Origin of the sequence: Flavobacterium subsaxonicum WB 4.1-42 = DSM 21790, from assembly GCF_000422725.1 — a bacterium.
In the GTDB taxonomy this organism is placed as follows: Bacteria; Bacteroidota; Bacteroidia; order Flavobacteriales; family Flavobacteriaceae; genus Flavobacterium; species Flavobacterium subsaxonicum.
This window is the reverse complement of the sequence record NZ_AUGP01000001.1, coordinates 61,569-80,643: the sequence shown is the minus strand read 5'-3', so window position 1 is coordinate 80,643 and position 19,075 is coordinate 61,569. Positions and strand designations below refer to the sequence as shown.

Annotated in this window: 11 protein-coding genes; 2 read left to right on the top strand and 9 right to left on the bottom strand. The window is 44.1% G+C overall.

Annotated features, from left to right (window positions below; genetic code table 11):
• Nucleotides 1–30 precede the first annotated feature (30 nt).
• The 8 genes from tamL to G509_RS0100305 all read right to left on the bottom strand — a co-directional run bounded on the left by tamL (nucleotide 31) and on the right by G509_RS0100305 (nucleotide 12,495).
• Nucleotides 31–2,334, bottom strand: a complete 2,304-nt coding sequence (gene tamL, locus G509_RS0100340; protein ID WP_026989711.1) for a translocation and assembly module lipoprotein TamL — start codon at nucleotides 2,332–2,334, stop codon at nucleotides 31–33.
• The gene (locus G509_RS0100335; protein ID WP_026989710.1) at nucleotides 2,324–7,456 is read right to left on the bottom strand and encodes a translocation/assembly module TamB domain-containing protein; all 5,133 of its coding nucleotides are present in this window, start codon (nucleotides 7,454–7,456) and stop codon (nucleotides 2,324–2,326) included. Before G509_RS0100335 ends, tamL begins: the two co-directional genes overlap by 11 nt.
• Before the next feature lie 173 nt (nucleotides 7,457–7,629).
• Nucleotides 7,630–8,376: a transporter gene (locus tag G509_RS0100330; protein WP_026989709.1), complete on the bottom strand. Its 747-nt coding sequence runs from the start codon at nucleotides 8,374–8,376 to the stop codon at nucleotides 7,630–7,632.
• 9 nt (nucleotides 8,377–8,385) lie between these two features.
• Nucleotides 8,386–9,135, bottom strand: coding sequence for a transporter (locus G509_RS0100325; RefSeq protein WP_131450751.1), 750 nt, complete (start codon nucleotides 9,133–9,135; stop codon nucleotides 8,386–8,388).
• Nucleotides 9,136–9,377: 242 nt separating this feature from the next.
• Nucleotides 9,378–9,944 carry a pseudouridine synthase gene (locus tag G509_RS0100320; RefSeq protein WP_026989707.1) on the bottom strand — a complete coding sequence of 189 codons (567 nt, stop codon included), beginning with the start codon at nucleotides 9,942–9,944 and terminating at the stop codon, nucleotides 9,378–9,380.
• Nucleotides 9,945–10,013: 69 nt separating this feature from the next.
• Nucleotides 10,014–10,541 carry a hypothetical protein gene (locus tag G509_RS0100315; protein WP_026989706.1) on the bottom strand — a complete coding sequence of 176 codons (528 nt, stop codon included), beginning with the start codon at nucleotides 10,539–10,541 and terminating at the stop codon, nucleotides 10,014–10,016.
• The gene (locus tag G509_RS0100310; RefSeq protein WP_035754947.1) at nucleotides 10,538–11,086 is read right to left on the bottom strand and encodes a hypothetical protein; all 549 of its coding nucleotides are present in this window, start codon (nucleotides 11,084–11,086) and stop codon (nucleotides 10,538–10,540) included. The genes G509_RS0100315 and G509_RS0100310 overlap by 4 nt, the downstream gene beginning before the upstream one ends.
• 131 nt (nucleotides 11,087–11,217) lie before the next feature.
• On the bottom strand, nucleotides 11,218–12,495 hold the full coding sequence (locus G509_RS0100305; RefSeq protein WP_026989704.1) for an acetyl-CoA C-acetyltransferase: 1,278 nt from the start codon (nucleotides 12,493–12,495) through the stop codon (nucleotides 11,218–11,220).
• Nucleotides 12,496–12,909: 414 nt separating this feature from the next.
• On the opposite strand from G509_RS0100305, the gene G509_RS0100300 reads away from it, so the two are divergent.
• Nucleotides 12,910–13,242, top strand: a complete 333-nt coding sequence (locus G509_RS0100300; RefSeq protein WP_026989703.1) for a hypothetical protein — start codon at nucleotides 12,910–12,912, stop codon at nucleotides 13,240–13,242.
• A gap of 299 nt (nucleotides 13,243–13,541) precedes the next feature.
• On the top strand, nucleotides 13,542–14,309 hold the full coding sequence (locus tag G509_RS0100295) for a phosphatase PAP2 family protein (protein WP_026989702.1): 768 nt from the start codon (nucleotides 13,542–13,544) through the stop codon (nucleotides 14,307–14,309).
• A 69-nt stretch (nucleotides 14,310–14,378) separates the two neighbouring features.
• Here G509_RS0100295 and G509_RS0100290 read toward each other — a convergent pair whose 3' ends face one another.
• Complete coding sequence (locus G509_RS0100290) at nucleotides 14,379–19,055, bottom strand: T9SS type B sorting domain-containing protein (RefSeq protein ID WP_026989701.1); 4,677 nt, start codon at nucleotides 19,053–19,055, stop codon at nucleotides 14,379–14,381.
• Nucleotides 19,056–19,075 lie beyond the last annotated feature (20 nt).

The following is a 19,075-nucleotide window of genomic DNA, read 5'->3' as shown; positions in this document are numbered from 1 at the left end:
GGTGATTTATTCAAATATAAATAAATACTCTTAAAACGGATATCCAATAGCAATATTAAACACGAGGTTTTCTTTACGCCATGCGCCGCTGCCAAAATCGATGTCGCCCAAAACCCAGCGTTCGCCTTCAGGTAGCCATGGTTTACGTAGGGGGAAAGCAAGGTCTAATCGCAGTACCAAAAACGAAAGGTCGAACCTTAAACCGGCACCCGTGCCCACTGCAAGCTCGTTTAAAAATTTACTGCTAAATTGCGCTCCGGGCCTGTCAGGGTCTTTGTTCCAGAGCCAGATGTTACCGGCATCTACAAACACTGCCCCATGTACAACACTAAATAACTTAGCGCGATATTCTGTATTGATCTCTAGTTTTAAATCGCCACTCTGGTCGGGTAAAAAGGCGTTGGCATCTAACTCATCATTTCTGTAAGTACCCGGCCCAATAGACCGCGCCCTAAAAGCCCGTATACTGTTGGTACCCCCTATAAAAAACTGCCGTATGTAGGGCAATATGCCTGAATTGCCATACGGCATACCCACACCGGCAATTATTCGGCTGGCAAGCTGCGAGTTATCGCTTAGTTTAAGGTAATGCCTAAAATCGTGTTCCATTTTTACAAACTGGCTAAAAGGCACACTGAATAAATTTATAGTATCGCCTTTTTTTACATTGGCACCGGTTACAAGCCCCGCCAGTGTACCGGCAAGGTCTAACGAACCCTTGTAGTAAAACGTATGCTTTTTACGTTTTTGCATGGTGTTGGTAAAAGTGTACGAATAGGTAGGCCCAAAAATAAGCTGCTTGTCTATAACCCTTTGCAGGGAAGGTACGGTATCGGCCTGCATTTGATATTCGGGCGTTACGTTGGTAGAGCTTACGTAGTTAATATCGGCTACAAACAGCTGGTGTTCTGTACGGATGTTATCTTTCCATAAATAACCAAACTGCGCCCTGGATGAGTTAAGAGAGTACAGTTTTTGGCGGTTTTGATACTCGTAACTAAGCAATGCCTTGGTACGCGGCACATAGGCACTGGAATCCTGTATACGGATGGGCGATATAAAGCGCGGCCATACAAGGCTGGCCTCTGTACCCACGCGGTACACGTTGTACCCTTTATTCTGGCCCGATGCCTGTATTTCCAGTCCGCCAAAAACGGTTAGGGTAAGCAGTTCTGCCGCCCTGAAGGTGTTACGGTTGATCCAGTTTACGTTAACCTCCGACCCATTATAGTTGGCCGAATTGGTTTTACCCAGGGTTTCTATTCGGATGGATTTACGTGTTAGCGGCGTAAAATAGTAGTAAGCATCCAATGCATTTTTAACAGAATCGGATGGGTGGAAATCGTTCTTTACAAACTTGAACGGCCCGAGGTTTACGAGCCTGTTTAACGACAGATTATGATCGCGACGGCTGTAGATATCGCCCTTGTGGAAAAACATCGTACGATCGTATATAATAGGCCTGAACGTGTTGGCTGTGTCTATGATCTTAAAGTCTTTATACTCCTGTATGGCACTTGCCGGATACACCACGCTATCTTTACTGGTAAGCGAATAATTAGGGTATATAAAAATGTTGTTTATGGTGTAAACATTTTTGGCTACCTCGGGGGTATCGTCTTTAACCTTTACTTTTAAATTTACCTCATACTTGCCAATGGTGCTGTCTACCTGAATGATAAGATAATCTGGGTTAAAGTAAAAGTAGCCTTTATTTTTAAGGCGGGCATCAATCCGTTCGCGTTCCGATTTTATAACATCAAGGTCGTAAGGCTGGCCTTTTTTAAGCAGGCTGCGGCGGCTCATACGGCCAATAACGCTATCCAGTTGTGTGCCGGTAGAATCTGGGAAAGTAACTTTATTAATAAGATACTGCTTGCCCGTAGTAACCGTATACAGCGCTTTTGCCCTGCGGTTATTGGAAGTAGAATCGGCCGTGGTGCGGGTTTTAAAATAGCCTTTATTCTCGGCATAATTCTGGAGTATATCGGCATTATAATCAAGGTCTACCTGGCTAAAAAGCACGGGTGGTTCGCCCACTTTGGTACGCAGCCAGTGCTTAAAGCCTTTTTCTTTTTTAGGCTCTCCGGCAAGGTTATAAATGTATAGCTTAAAGCGTAGCCCTAAAAAAGCGCTGTTGGTTTTAGGGCGCAAAAGTGCTTCCAGCTCTTTTTCCATAGCCTTGCGCTCTTTCTTTTTAATTAAAGAATCTTTTACGGTTACCTCGCCACCCACGTAAAGCATTTCGCCCTCCGGCAAATACTTAGTGTTGCTGCAGCCGTAGGCTACCAGCAGTACAATTAAAAGGTAATATAAAGGCTTATTAATTCTCATCTTTAGTGCTGTTTGGCGGTAAATCTTCTTTTTGTTTGCCGGTTTGGTTTTCGTAGTTATTGGCTCTTTCTTTTTCTTCGGCCTCTTTTTTAATACGCTCTTCTTTCTCCCTTGTCTTGCGTTCTTTTTCGCGGGCACGCATTTCTCGTTCTTCCTGCGTTCTGTGGAAAAGCTCCCTGAATTTATTGTAGTCCATAGTAATTACAAAGGCAACGCCGGTTTCTACCACCTGGCCCTGTAACGCCACCTGGTACTGGTTTTTGCGGTAGGCCCTAACCATATAGCGGCCATCTTGCGTTAACTGATAATCTACAGATACATCGCCTGCTATGTTGGTAGTTTCTTCGTTAGCCTGCTGCGGACCTTCTAACCCAAAGCTGCTGCCCACCGTTACTTTAAGCCTGTCGTTCAACAAACGTTTAGACACGCCCACATTAAGGTCGGTACGGTTTTCCTGCTGGCCTGTAGTATAATCATCAGTCGACTCCAGGTCGAAGTTTAACTCTACACCGCTAACAAGATCGGCAGCCAGATTATTAAGCTGTTGCGATAGTATCTTGCTCACACTTTGCCTTGCCAATGCCTCGCCACTGGTGCCGCCTGCCTCGCTGGAAAAAGGATTTTCGCCAATAAAGCGGTTAAGCAGGAGCAGGGCAAATACCTGTTTGTTAAGCTCAGACGGTTCCTGCCTTAACTGTGCCAGTTTGGCCTCGGTCTTGTCTATAATAGTGCTCGACACGTTGTAATTGCCATCAGGAATCTGGATATCAAAAGATAATTCCGGCTTAAGCAATTCGCCCTGCATTTTAAGCAGTGTATTAAACGGCAGCTTTTGTTTGTAGGTATTCCTTTCTGAAGGCGGTACATCCAACTGGTTGTCCAACAGGTCTATTGGTGCTGTTTCTGTTTTGTAAATAGCCGTTATGTTTATATCGGCCTTGGTAGGCTCGCCGGTCCATAAAATATAACTGCCTTGTTCAATTTCGAATTTCCTTTTCAGGAAGTTAAACGTCATATCATACGAACCCTCGGTAAATTCGTACCTGCCGGTAAGGGTGGTTTTACCCGATGGGTCTATACCGCCGGTAAGCTGCGCTTCGCCTTTAAGCTGAAGGAAATCGCCATTGCCTTTATCGATAATAAGGTTAAGCTCGGCCTCTTTTACGATCTCAATATTAACCGATACATCCATGCCTTTTAACTGCGCTGTGTTTACAGTTTCTTCTATTTGCAGGCGCTGCTGCATCTCTACATTATCCTCGTCTATAAACTCTACAATACCCTCCCTGTCGGCAATGCCCGGGTCCTGCTGTGGCAGTACTACGGTAAACTTGGTGTCTTCGTTAATTTTAAGGTCGCCATCTACCACAGGGCTTTCCAGCGTGCCTTTAATATTTAGGTCGGCATCAATGTACAGGTCGCCATAATAAAAGTCGTTGTCTTTAGCTTTAGAATTTACCGCCCTGAAATTCTCGGCAGTAACATTCATATCAAATCCAAACGATTTATAATCGGTGGTGGCAATGCTGCCGTCTATGGTAAGCAGGTTGTTTTTCTCGTCTTCTACCTTAAAGTTGTTCATCTCGATACCCCTGTCGGTAAAGCTGATGTTGTCGTTCATGCCTTTAAACAGCGAGTTAAGCTGTGTAACCCTTGCCTCTACGTTATTGAATTTCAGGTCGCCCGTAACATTCGGGTCGGTAGTGGTACCGTTAATTTTAAAATCGCCCGACAGGTAGCCGTTACCGTCTTTAAGCGCACCCATAGTAAGTGCCTGCAGGCTTGCAATGTTTAGTTTTTGTATATCCAGCGCCATATCAAAACTGCTGTTGGTGGTAACATAATTACCATCTAAATTAACCTGGTTGCCCTGGCCGGTTATAGAAACCTGTGCAGCATAGGTATCGGCAATTTCGTTGTTTACCTTAATTTTGATGTCGCCCACGGTGTCTTTGCTTACCGCGAAGTTGGTAACATCAAGATCTGCCGTAAATACCGGCGATGTTGAAAGGTCTTTTACATTTGCCGTACCGTTTATGGTGCCTTTAAACTTCATTTCTTCTTTTTGCACGGCATTGGTAAGCGTTTCTATCTGGAAGTTATCCAGCGCTACATCCAACGGTGCATTTGGCGTTTCTGAAGCCGACTGTATTTTTATCGACCCGTTGTCTTTGCTAATTTCAAAATTGTTGGCATAAATACCGTCTTTGCCAAAACGCAACAGGTTATCCTGCGCAACGGCCCAGTTTTCGTAATTAAGCATTAGCCCTTCGGGGTCAAGTATAATCTCTGTATTGCCGTTAACCGCCTTCATCTGGCCGGCTATCATGTACTGCTCTTTTTGTTTTTTGTCGTCTATCTCAAGCTTGTAAGTTACAATGTTGTTTTTAACATCGCCGGTAAGGCTGGTTTGCGCCAGTTGAAACTGTGCGTTTTCAACCCCCGCTATCTTAACATCGTACACCAAAGCGGTATCCCTGGCTTCGGCTTTAATTTCGATGCCAGAAATGGTATTTTCGCCATACACCACACGCGGAATAGACCCGTTAATAACAAGGGTATCGCCCTCGCTGTTGTAGTTACCGTTTATGGTAATGGGTTCTAGCCTTGTAATTTGCGGGATTAGTTTAGATATAATAGGGTCGTTATCTATTTTAAGGCTGAATTTTACCTGCTGTGGCGATGTTGTTTTTTTAACTGCCGTATCGTTAATGGTATAGTATTTAGAAATGGTGTTGGTAATGGCCGTAGGTAGCTCGGTTAGCTTGTACTTGCCCTTAATGTCTGCCTTGGCAAACTGCGACCTTAGTTGTATTGAGCTCGAATCGGGCGTGGTAATTGCCACTACATTAACCGAATCCAGCGCAAACTCTTCGGTCTCGTTTACGAACATAAAATGGTGCAGGCTAATTTTTCCGTTAAGATTATCCGGGTTGGCATCGTCAATATCGGCATCTACATTACCGCGTAGTTTAAGCGGACCGGCATGCAGGTTAAGCTTGTCCAGGTCGGCAATATCTACATTTAAATGAATTTTACCCTGAGGGTATTTGCCTTTAAAGCCTCCGCTTGCCACAAGGTCGAAATCCAGGTTAGGGTCGTCCATGTTGGCGGTAACATCAAAAGCGCCGTTGTTAATTTTACCGTCTATAATCAGGTCGCGGTAGGTGTAGCCGTTATAATCGGCCTTAACCACCTTGCCTTTAATAGTAGCATTGGCGGTTTGCGGGTCTAAGCCCGTGCCTTTTACATTGGCCCTAATGGTAATTTTACCAATCGAGTCGTTTTTAATAAGGCGGCCCACATCAAAATTAACTACATCTACAACGGCATCGTATTTTTCGCGGCCCTTGCGGCTTTGGTCAAACTTAGCATTGATCTTAGCATTACCATACGTACTGGCCAGCACAAGGTTGGTGCTAAAGTTGTTAACCCTGCCTTTAAAGGTGGCTTTCGCCGAAAACGCCGTGGGCAGCTGTATGTTGGCAGGCAGTGTACCCGGGGGTAAAAAGCTGTTGATGTCTTTTGCGGTAGAGCGCAGTTCGCGCACATTCATGTCGAAATAAGCGGTTTTAACATCGGGCAGGCCTTTAATACGGCCGCTTGCGGCAAGCACGGTAGTGCCAATGCCACGCACCTCAAGATTGGTAATAAGCAGGTCGCTTACTTTGCCCTCTACCTTGCCGTTAATGAACAGGCTGCCGTTAGGGTTGCCCTTAAACGGGTTGGTGTCGGCCAGTGTTGGCACAAACAGCAGCACATCTTTAAAGCCTATCTGGCTGCTCTGTAAATTGGCATCTACGCTTAGGCTGCCAATATCTTTGGTAACCGCGTCTAACGATGGGTAGGCCACTACAATCTTATCCTTAAGCAGTGTTTGCGGGGTTTCTAAATACAGGTTGTTTAACTGCGCGCCTTTAGGCCCGTAGAAAAACTCGGTGCGTAATTCCTGTATATCAACACCGCTTTTATCGGTAACGGTTAGCTTGCCTATGTTACCCGATATAGCATCAGGGCCATACGAAAAGTTTTTAGCCTCTAAATTAAAGTTGGAAATATCAAGGTGTTTAAAATCAATGCCTTTTGCTACGGGTGCCGAGTTTTGGTCGTCGAACTTAAAGGCCACATCTTTAATATCGGCGTTGTTAAGCTTAAACTTCCATTGCGCTTGTTGTACGGCGGCAGTTTCTTCGGGCAATGCCTGCTGCACCTGTTTTTCGAATTTGCCAAACGCCAGCTGGCCTTTTAAGCCGTTAAGCTCTATGTTCTCCAGATCTATAAGCTGGGTTTTAAGGTTAACCTCGTTAACCTCCAGCAGTAATTTTTTAAGGGTAAGGCCGGTATCCAGTCGGCTGCCCTCGTTGTCGTAACCTATGTCTATGTTGGCAAGCGATATTTCGCCCAGCTTAAGTTGCAGGTTGGGTTTTTTAGAGGCTTCTTCGGCGGTTTCCTGGGTGGTCTGGGCAATTTTTGCCACCATGCCCTGTTTTAGTTTTACCTTTAGGCCGTCCAGTTTTATTTTTGGTATGTCGAACTCCATTTTATCGAGGTCGAACTTCTTAAATTTGGTGTCGAAATGTGAAATATTGGCACTGACGTAGTTTTTGGAAATATCGTCATCATACTTAACCTTTATCTTGTCGAGGTTAATTTTACTAACCGATATTTTCATTGGGGCAGCGGTGGTATCCTTCGGTTTGCCCGAATCGAATGCCTTAATTATGTAATCAAAGTTAAATACCGAGTCTTTATTTCTGCTTATATGGGCTCTAATGCCTTGCAAATCGACCGAATTTATCTCGACTTCGTTGCTCATTAGCTTTAAAAGGCTAATGTCTACAGCCAGTTTATCGCCGGCTAAAAGGGTATCGCCCTGCTGGCTTTCAAAATAAACGCCCTCTAAAATAACCTTCTTGGGCAGGCCTATCTCTATTTTATCAATGCGGACTTCGGTGCCAATTTTGCCTTCAAGGTAACTGATAGCCTTGTCTTTAACATAATTTTGCACCGCCGGAACCTGCAGCAATAGTACGATTAACAGAAATAATGCAATTACAGATCCTATTATCCATAATAGAATCTTGATGCTTTTGCGAAGGTATTTTTTTAGTTTTGCATTCATTGATGCTAAAAATAGCCATTATTTAACAGTTGTATTTTAAAGTTTTGCTAAAAAAACTTACAAGATTCAGCTTATTGTTACAGAGTTTAGTGTTGAGAGTTTTGGGTCGGCCAACTCTAAACCGCGAACTCCAAACTCGTAACTCCTAACCCAAAACCCTCAACCCTCAACTTTTAAATACGTAGTGCTAACCCCAATAACCCAAAATACCGGTGGGTGGTATCTTGTTGTGATGTTAACTCGTAACCGGCAGAAAATTCAGCCTGTAGGTCGTTGGTTATTAGGTACATCAGGCCGGTGTCAGTCCAATGCTCAGGGTTATTATAGCCTGATACATAGCCATAAGCCTCCACAAAACACTCCAGTTTTTTGGAGAGTTTGTATTTGGGGGATAGGGTGTAGAAAAATTGAGGGTTAGGATTATCGCCATCCCAAATGGCGCCCAGGTTAGTGCCTATGCCTATTTTATCGGATACTTTATTTTTAAGCAGTAACCGTATGTTAGGGGCAACGTACTGTGCCTGCCAGTCTTTATAGGCCAGTTTTGGAAAGGCCAGCTGTACGGAAACCGATGCATCGGGCAATACTGCTTTGCCATCCCATAACTTTATTTTGAGGCCAAAAATCAGCGGTTGAAGCCCCGATGCTGTACTATCAGTCGTTTTATCATACACCAAATTGGTTACTATAATAGCTTCTACATTATCGTTAATGCCATATTTCCAGTTGGTTGAGGGCACTGTAAGTGTGTGATTGTTACTGCCGTTACGCTGCACTGTAAAACGGTTTTCGATCTGGAAATGCCCCTGCGGAGCCATCGCAGGGTTTTCGTACTGGTCGGGCGCGGTTTCTATCTCCTCCTGCGCTTGCGCGGAAAGTGTACAGCATAAAAGAGATAGGGCAATGAGGAGCTTTTTCATACGCCGGCATTAAATTCTGAATGAAAAGCCAACCGATTCGAAATAGCTATGAAAGTGGTTGTGGCTTGTAAGCTCGTAACCGCCGGAAATATCTACCTGTATGTTTTTAGTTATAAGATATTTAAAACCGCCATCTATCCAGTGCGTGGCGTGTTGCTGCTCGGGCAGGTAGCCAAAAGCTTCGGCGTATGCCGAAATGGTTTCGCTAAGCTTAAAGTTAGGGGATAGGGTATACTCAAAAATAGGGTTGGGCGATGTACCATCCCAGTCGGCGCTCAGGTTGTAGCCCAGGTCGATATTATCGGTAATAGTATTCTGGAACAGCAATCGTATCTCGGGCGCAACATAATCTACCGCAAGGTCTTTACTGGCTACCTTGGGCAGTTTAATGGTAAGGATAATGGATGTTTCGGGCACAATACCCTTCTCGTCCCAAAGGTTAACTTTAAGGCCAATATCTACGGGTTCCAATCCCTGTGCCAGGCTGTCGCCGTATTTATTGAATTCAAATTCTGTTATAAGGCGCAGTTCCAGTTTATCGTTAATGCCATATTTCCAAAGGGTTTCGGGTAAAATAAGCTCGCGGCCATTGCGTTCGGCCTGGCGGTGCGTAAAGCCACTTTCGCTCTGAAACATGCCTGCGGGTACCGTGGCCGTAGTTTCGGTCTGGTCGGGCCTGTCAGTCTCAATAGGTTCGTCCTGCGCAAGGGCAGCAGCGGGAGTAATTAGCAGTAACAACAGGGCGGTGCAGGTTTTCATAAGGTTAGTTTGGTTAAATAAATTTACCGTCTTAAAAACCAATTTTCCCCAAATTTTTGATAAATGTGCTGTGCCCTACGTATTGCACGAGTGCTCAGAAGATAATTTATATGCCGCTTCTCTAAGGCTCAATGCCATTATGTTTTTATTGATGCTATAATATGTCGCTCCTCCGGAGCTAAACAAAAATTTGTCTTACAGATACTTAAGTATTGAAATCCTGTATTAAAAGAATACTCTTATTATACATCAAAACATTCTACTTCAATAACCTGACCCGGCTGTAAGTTGCCAAGGTGGGTATTGCCAATACGCACGCGTACCAGCCTTAGGGTAGGAAACCCCACTGCCGATGTCATTTTTCGCACCTGCCTGAATTTGCCCTCGGTAACGGTAATAGACAGCCATGAGGTAGGGCCGTGGCGCTCGTCTCTTATTTTTTTACCCCGCTCCGGAAAGTCAGGAACTTCAGTAAGAATACGTGCTTTGCAGGGTTGTGTAACATAGCGAGTGCCTTTAAAGCCAATTTCTACACCAAGTTGCAGCTGCTCAATAGCCTGTTGCGTTATAAGGCCGTCTACCTGCGCAAAATATTCTTTCTCTACCTTTTTGCTGCGCACAATTTCGCTCATCATACCATCGGTAGTAAGCAGTAAAAGCCCTTCAGAATCTTCGTCTAACCGGCCAATGGCCATAGTACCTTCCGGAAAATCGTGCAATTCGCCCAGCAGTTTTTTGTTACGTTTTAGGTTATACGTAAACTGGCTCAGGTAGTTATAGGGCTTAAAAATAATAAAATGGTGGTGCATGCCAAACGTTTAAATGGGCTGCTAAAGTAGTGTAAGGGTGCGGCTTTGCAAAATAAAACAAGGCATACCTTATTTTTTTGTGAGCACCAGGGTGGTATATTTTTTATTGATGTTGTAAAGCCTGTACGCCGTTTCTTTATCGGGAGAGGTTATATTATAATCGGCCATGTTTATAGTAGTCAGTATGTTTCGGTCAGAATTTTTACGTATTTTATGCTTAACACCGTCTACTACAACATAAATGCCCTTACTGGCTTTACGCTCCTTTGCCTTTTGGACGTTGGGACTGTAATAAGTTGCCCCAGTAGTGGTGTTTACAAGGCTGTCTTTAGAAAAAAGAAATTGCTGGCCTGTAATGGAGTTGCTAAATTTAGAAGGGTCGGCTGCAATGGGCAGTAGCGGAGTGGTAATAGTAAGGGTATCGTTTGTGATAGAGTACGTATGCCTTTCAGATGTTTTAAGATGTGAACCTTTTATGTATTGCAATACTGTAGGGTGGTCTAAAAATATAGTTTCTGAATTATTGGTGTAGACTAATTGACCCGTTGCGCAGGGCGACAGGCCAATTAATACTATGCCTAAAACCAGCGCTTTCAATTATTATTATGAAGTATTACTTCATAATAATAATTGAGCTCTGCCCATTCTACGCCATCAAGCCCCCTAAAATGTTGCGCCCATCTTAGTTCCTGCCCTTCAGGTACTTTAAATATTATTACATGGCCATTTCCCTTTTCGGTTAACTGCAGCACCTGCATCGCCTGTAAAAAATCGGCCTGGTGGGCAAGATTGGTTATATTAAATAATCTTGGGAAGATAGTAATCTCGTTAGTTTGATAATGTAAGTAGCCCGTTACCGGCCAGGTAGTGTTGTTAATGTACGGCTTGGTGCTAAAATACTGCTTAACATAATCCAGCTTGTCTGATGATAACGCCGATACATAGGCTTCATTATCAATATTGTCTACCTCAAGATCGTAGGAGTTGATAAGGTTAAACATTTCGATGGTGCTAACCGAGCCGTAGGTTTTAACCATTACGGTTGAGGGTTCGAACTCGCGGGAGTCGGTTTCGGAGTCATCATCCTGGCAGGAGGTTAATACCAAGGATAAGAACACCACCAGATACATAAAATTTTTCATAGCTTTTTGAATTTTAGGTGATTATTTAGAGAATTGAGATTTTAGAATTGAGAATTCAGATTTTAGAAATTATGTGTATGGTTGTAGTTGCTGTCTAACTATCTAATAGTCCAACAATCTAACTATCTAATTTACTTTTCCAGTATCATTGTCATGCCCTGCCCGCCTGCGGCACAGACAGATATTAGTCCGCGGCCGGAGCCTTTCTCGTCGAGCAGTTTAGCCAGTGTGGCAATAACACGCCCGCCGGTGGCGGCAAACGGGTGGCCGGTGGCAAGGCTGCTGCCGTTAATGTTTAGTTTACTGCGGTCTATGGCACCAAGCGCCGGTACGCCAAAATCGGCCGAAAGTGCGTCGCTCTCCCAAATTTTAAGCAGTGCCAGCACCTGGGCCGCAAATGCCTCGTGAATTTCGTAAAAGTCGAAGTCCTGCAACGTTAAACCTGCCTTTTGCAGCATGCGCGGCGCGGCATATACGGGGGCAAGCAGCAGGTTCTTTTTGGCATCAACATATTCTATGGCAGCCATTTCGGCATAGGTAATATAGGCAAGTATAGGGTGGTTGTTGGCCGCAGCCCACTCTTCGCTGGCAAGCAAAAGGCAGGAAGCACCATCGGTTAACGGCGACGAATTGCCCGCTGTAAGCGTTCCGTTAACCTTATCGAACGCCGGTTTTAGCTTTGCCAGTTTTTCTAACGATGTATCGCGGCGCATGTTGTTGTCTTCGGTAAGGCCAAGGTAGGGGGTAACCATGTCTTTGTAAAAGCCCCTGTCGGTCGCGGCGGCCATGTTTTTATGGCTCGCTAACGAAAACGCATCCTGATCTTCGCGGCTAATGTTGTAAAATTTAGCGGTATATTCGGTATGGCCGCCCATGCTCAGGCCCGTGCCGGGTTCGAGGTTCATGGGGGCTTCGGGGGTAAAATCCTTCAGTTTAATCTTAGAGAACTGCTTAACCCTGTCCCAAGCGCTCTTGCTGCGCCTGGCGCTAAGCAAAATTTTGCGCACATGCTCGTTAAGCACAAGCGGCACGTTGCTGGTGCTGTCTACCCCGCCGGCAATACCGCAGTCAATCTGGCCCAGGGCTATCTTGTTGGCAATGTACATGGCAGCCTCCAGCCCGGTGTTGCATGCCTGCTGAATATCGCAGGCCGGGGTTTTGGGGCTAAGCGATGTATGCAGCACACACTCGCGCATAAGGTTAATTTCCCAACTGTGCTTAATAACGGCACCACCGGCTACCTCGCCCAGCTGCTTGCCGGCAAGGCTATACTTGTCAATTAAACCGTTAAGGGCGGCTACCATCATGTCCTGGTTGCTGGCCTGGGCATAGTTGGTAAACTGCCTTGCAAATGGTATGCGGTTGTAGCCAATAATGGCAACGCGGCGGGGAGAGGGAAGAGCATTCATAAAAAGTAAGGTTTGATTGGTTACTACTAAGGTACATAATTTTGAAGTTCGAAAGTCAAAAGTCAAAAGTCGAAAGTTCAAATCTCAAAATTCGGGTTCGAATTTCAAATCTGAAATCTCAATTCTGAAATCTAAAATCCACTCTCAATTTCGAACTCCAAAAGTGAAATATCACTGTTAAAATTTGACTTTTCAGGTTCGAATTTTAAATCTGAATTCTAAAATCTAAAATCTGAAATCCACTCTCAATTTCGAACTCCAAAAGTGAAATATTAAGCCAAAAACCAACAACTAAAAACCAACAACTATCAACTGCTAACCAATTACATTGATAAACATAATATAACCCTGCCTTAACCCATATTTTATTATAAGTGTAGAGATTGCACTCTGTAAAAACACAAACACAAAAAGATGGGATTGTTTAGTAAAAAAGAGAAAAAGCTGCTGTTAGGGCTTGGCGAAAAGAACGTTGACCTGTGCAAAGAGGCTGTAAAAGAGCTGGAAGAGCTGTATGCCGACCTTAAAACGGCCTATGAGGAGATAGACAATGTAGCTGAGGAATTTGTAACCTTTGCCACAACCGTTACCCAAAAATTAGAGAAGAACGAGCAGGCTAAGTTAACAACCTTTGCCAAAAAGCTTGGCAAGGCCGAAAAATGTGCCCGCGATGCCGTGCGCGACGTTCATGATGTATTGCGCACCCAGAAGAAACGCCTTAAAGAGGCACAGCGCGAGTTGATATAGTTACCTAATTACTTAAAAATAATATTGTTAGGGCACGATCGTGCCACTTTCATTCCGTTCTGGAATAATGCGTATTGATCCAACAATACCCTTAAAAATCAGCCCCGCACATGCGGGGCTGATTTGTTTACACCTCATAAATGTTAAATTTTTAACGTTTATGCTTTAAGCGCTATACTAAAACCACTTTGTAATTCGTTGTACTATTTATTGTTAAATAGCAGGCAATAAAAATTAAGCATATCATATTTGGCATGCTTTGTGTTAAAGTACTGCTGATGATTACGTAAAGGATATTAATGAAGAAGAAAGTCATGTTAACGCTGTTTGTACTTAATGTATTTGCAGTAAGCGCGCAGGATCAGATTATTATTGGTAAAGATACCCTTGTAAACCAGTCTAATGCTACCAGAGACCATTCCGTACTTAAAAAGATAGCCATACCTACTGTATTAGTGGGCTACGGTTTAGTTGGATTGACCAGCGGCGAGATAAGAGACATTAACAGGCAGGTACAACGCAAAGTTGGCGACCACGATAACAGTACCAAAATAGACGATTATACCCGTTATGCCCCGGCATTATCGGTATATGCGCTTAATGCAATGGGCATTAAAGGAAAGCACAATTTTAGAGACAGGACCGTTATATTGCTTACATCGCAACTTATTATGTGCGGTACGGTTATGAGCGTTAAGTCGTTAGCTAAGATAGAGAGGCCGGATGGCACTACCGATAATTCGTTTCCATCGGGCCATACCGCGACTGCTTTTTCCGGTGCCGAATTTATGTGGCAGGAGTATAAAGATGTTTCGGTTTGGTACGGTATCTCGGGCTATGTAGTAGCGGCAGGCACGGGCTTTCTTAGAATATACAATAACAGGCACTGGGTTACCGATGTTGCCGCAGGGGCGGGTATAGGCATCCTGAGTACTAAGCTGGCCTACTGGCTTTACCCATCGATGCAAAAGCTATTTTTTGGTACCGAAGAAAATAAGATGAGCGCCATAGCATTACCGTTTTACAACGGGCAGCAGGTAGGGTTAAACCTTGCCCTTAAATTTTAGCATTCAATACTTTATAAAACAATAGAGCCCGGCAATTGCCGGGCTCTATTGTTTTATAAAGTACCTGATCTATTTATCCTGACGGTTGATATATACCCATCCGGTTTTGTTACCGGCGGTAGTATCAATAACGTAGTAGTATGTTCCGGTTGGCAATTCTTCATCATTATCGGTTTGGCCAAACCATTCATCTTTATATGAGCTTTTGCTGTAAACCTCTTTACCATAGCGGTTAAAGATACTTAGTTTAGAGGCGTTTAAGCCTGTAAGATCAAAGTTGTCATTCATACCATCATTGTTAGGAGAAATACCCTTAGGGATATCGCAGAACGTACTGGCAACATTAAAGCTTAATGTGCTCTGGCATCCGCCAAGAGAAGTAACCGTTGCAGTAAACGCTAACGGATAATTGCTGCTTGTTAAACCTTTATCGTTAGCATATTGTGTTACATTAAAGTAACTATCGTTGCTTACTACATTTCCGTTTGCATCTTTCCATGTATAATAAACAACATCGGCAAAAGCGGCATCTACTAAGGTAACCTCTGCAACATAGCCGGATGTTAATCCTACCTGCCTGCAACCTTCGGTGCTTGTAATAAGTATTTCGCCACTGGCAGGGTTAACCACTGTAGGTATAGCCTGAGAAACGCAACCACCCGCACTCTTAACCGTTACGTTATAAGTACCGGGAAAAGCATTAAAGTTTCCGCTTGTTTGGTAGTTAACACCATCTATACTATACGTATATGTTGCTCCAGGAGGGGTAGATACAACAATTGTTCCGCCCATTGCAGATGTGCAAGTTGGCTGTATTACGTTAACGGTAATGTTTGTCGGAATTTCCGGCACAGCATCAATATGTATTACAGGCGTTACAGATGTACATCCGTTACCGCTAACTGTAATAGTATAATTATCGGTTACAAGGTTATCAAACAATACATTGCTCTGGTAGGTTAAGCCACCATTTATACTATAGGTATATTCACTGCCTATTGGCGATGTTACCATGATGCTGCCAAAACTATTAAGGCAGGTTGGTTGTATTACATAAGTAGTAGCAACTGCCGGTGCAGGGGCATTGTTGATAGTTATTGGCGCTGTGGCCGATGTGCATCCGCCCTGGGCCATAACGGTTAGCGTATAGGTACCTCCCTGTACATTAGCAAATGTTGCTGATGCCTGGTAGTTTGTACCGTCTATGCTATAAGTATATTGTGCGCCAAGTGGGGCAGTAACTACAATGCTACCGGGAGTGGTGCATGTTGGCTGAACAGGTGTAAAGCTTGCAACCGCAGGCGTTACCGGGGCAACTATAGTTACTTGTGCAGCGGCAGATGTACAACCTGCAGCATTTTGTACCGTAACGTTATATGTTCCTGTAGTAAGGTTAGCAAAAGTAGTACCTGCCTGGTAGGTAGTGCCATCAATGCTATAGGTTAAATCGGTTCCTGTTGGCGATGTAATTTCTATTGTACCTGTTGTTATACCTGTACAGTTTGGCTGTGTTACCGTAGTTACAGGAGCGGCCGGTGGGGCAGGAATAGGGTTAAGGATGATAGCTGTTGTTTGAGATGTACATCCTGCGACATTCATAACTGTAACATTGTATATACCCGGATCAAGATTTCCGAACAAAGCTTCCGGCTGATAGTTTACACCATCAATGCTATACATTAAACCTGCTTCTAAAGGCGCTGTTACTGTAATGCTGCCTTTAACTACGCAACCTGGCTGTACTACTGTAGTAGTTGCAACGGCAGGTGCTGTTGGGGCGGCGTTTATAGTTACCGGTAATGATTGCGAGATACAACCCGCTGCGTTTTGTACCGTAATAGTGTAAGACCCTTCGGCTACGTTAGCAAAAGTAGTTCCGGTCTGGAAAGTTGTATCATTAATACTATAAGTCAAACCTGTGCCTGTAGGCGATGATATAACTATGGTTCCGCCTGCAACGGTACACGTTGGCTGTGTTACAGTGGCTACTGCTAAAGCCGGTGCTGTTGGTGCCTGGTTTATTGTGATGGTTGATGTAGATGTACATCCTGTTGCATTTTGTACCGTAACCGTGTAGCTGCCTTCGGTAAGGTTAGCAAAGGTAGTGGTAGATTGAAAAGTTGTTCCGTCAATACTATAAGTAAGTCCTGCTCCGGTTGGAGCCGTTATAGCTATAGTACCTGTTGCAACAGTACAGGTAGGTTGTGTTACAGTTGTAGTGGCTACTGCCGGTACAACAGGCGCAGCGTTAATGGTAATTGTAGCAGTTTCAGATGTACAACCATCTGCGCTCAGTGTTGTAACAGTGTATGTACCCTCGGTAAGGTTGGCAAACGTTGTACCCGACTGGAATGTTGTTCCATCAATGCTATACGTTAAGCCTGTGCCCGGGTTTGTAATTGTAATAGTTCCGCTTGTAACAGTACAAGTTGGTTGTGCAACAGTTGTTGTTGCAACAGCAGGAGCTAAAGGTACTTCGTTAATTGTAATGGCAGTAGTTTGAGATGTACACCCTCCTGCATTTTGTACTGTAATAATATAGTTGCCTGGTGCAAGGTTAGCAAAGCTTGATCCTGTTTGGAAAGTTGTACCGTCTATGCTGTATAAAATACCTGTGCCCGTTGGAGCAGTAACATCAATACGTCCGCTTGGTATAATACACGTTGGCTGAATTGCTGTTGCTGTAGCAACGGCAGGCACTGTTGGTGCTATGTTGATAGTAATTTCAGATGTCTCTGATGTACAACCACCTGCATTTTGAGTTGTAATGGTATACGTACCGGCAGCAAGGTTGGTAAAAGTTGCTTCCGACTGGAATGTTGTTCCGTCAAGGCTATAGGTAACATCTGCACCTGTTGGGTTAGTTACTGTTATAGAGCCTGTTGCTACAATACACGTTGGTTGTGTAACAGTTGTAGTTGCTACCACAGGTACTGTTGGTGCTGCGTTAATAGTAACCGAAGCTGACTCAGATGTACAGCTACCAGTACTTTGTGTAGTGATAGTGTAGCTACCCGGTGCAAGGCCTGCAAATACAGGTGATGATTGAAAATCAGTACCATTTATGCTATAAGTTAATCCCGCGCCGGTTGGTGCAGATACTGTAATTGTTCCCGTTGGTACCGTACAGCTTGGCTGTGCTACCGTTGTTGTTGCAACTACCGGTACTATTGGTGCCTGATTGATTGTAATTGGAGTAGTTTGAGAGGTACAACCATCTGTAGTTTGAGTTGTAATGGTATAGATTCCGGCAGCAAGGTTAGCGAATGTTGTACCCGACTGGAATGATGTTCCGTCAATACTATATTCTAAACCTGCACCTGTTGGGCTGGTTATTGTTATAGAACCTGTTGCTACATCGCATGTTGGCTGTGTTACAGTTGTAGTGGCTACTACCGGCGCTATTGGCGCTACGTTAATAGTAATTGGAGTAGTTACAGATGTACAACCACCTGTACTTTGTGTGGTAATAGAATAAGTTCCTGCCGCAAGGCCTGTAAATACGGGCGATGATTGAAAATCAGTACCGTTTATGCTGTAAGTTAAGCCCGTGCCGGTTGGGGCAGTTACAGTAATTGTTCCGGTTGGTACCGTACAGCTTGCCTGTGTAGCGCTTGTTGTAGCTACTGCGGGTATAAGAGGCACCTCGTTAATAGTTATCGTTGCCGATACTGATATACAACCTAAAGCCGTCATTACTGTAACAGTATAGGTACCCGGTGCAAGATCTGTAAAAGTAGTGCCCGACTGGAAGTTAGTTCCGTCGATGCTATAATTCAACCCTAAATCTATTGGAGAATTGATGGTGATGCTGCCAGTTGTAATGCCATTACAATCCGGCTGCGTTAATGTTACATTGGCTACTGCCGGTAATGTTGGTAACGGGTCTATTGTAAACGGCATAGTTGTAGTACAATTAGCCGATGTTTTTACGGTAAGTGTATATTGGCCGGGCGTTAAATTGCTGAATGTTGTACCCGACTGAAAATTGGTGCCATCTATACTATATAGTAAGTCGTTGCCTACTAAAGGTACAATCAATACACTGCCCGATGTAATTAAACAGGTAGGCTGTACCGGAAGGTATATAACTACCGGAAGTGGCGACACTGTTAATTGTGTAGCGTTGCTCACTAAAGAGCAGCCCACAGAAGTGGCTTCGCAATAAAACTGTGCCGAATTATAAGCCAATGGTGTATTGTTAATAGTAAGTGTTGCCGTATTGGAGCCGGAAAAGTAACCATTATCTGATATAGAAATCCAGCTATTGCCAGTTAGCATTTTCCATTGATAGGTAAAACCGCTACTGTTGCTAAGGGCAACACTAAATTGTGCCTGGCTGCCTTCGCAGATGGCCTGGCTGGCAGGTTGCGCCGTTATAGAGGCTGTTGCCGATGCACAAACAGAATTAAATACTGTAAATGATGAGGTTGTGGCCGTACAGCCATTGGTTATTACACTAATACTTCCGGTGGTGCCGTTTTCCGGAACCACTGCTTTAATCTGTGTGTTAGATACTACGGTAAAGCCGGATGATGCCATACCGTTAAATAAAATGGCCGATGTGCCGGTGCCACTTTCAAACCCAACGCCAGTTATGGTTACTACCGTATTTGCTGGACCCGATGCCGGGCTAAAAGATGCAACTACAGGTGGTAAGCATGGCTGAGCAAAAGCCAGGGTATTAATCAGGAATAAAAAAAACATAAAGGGATTAATCCTGGAAGGAGTAATTTTTCTTTTCATAGTAATTAGTGATTTTATAC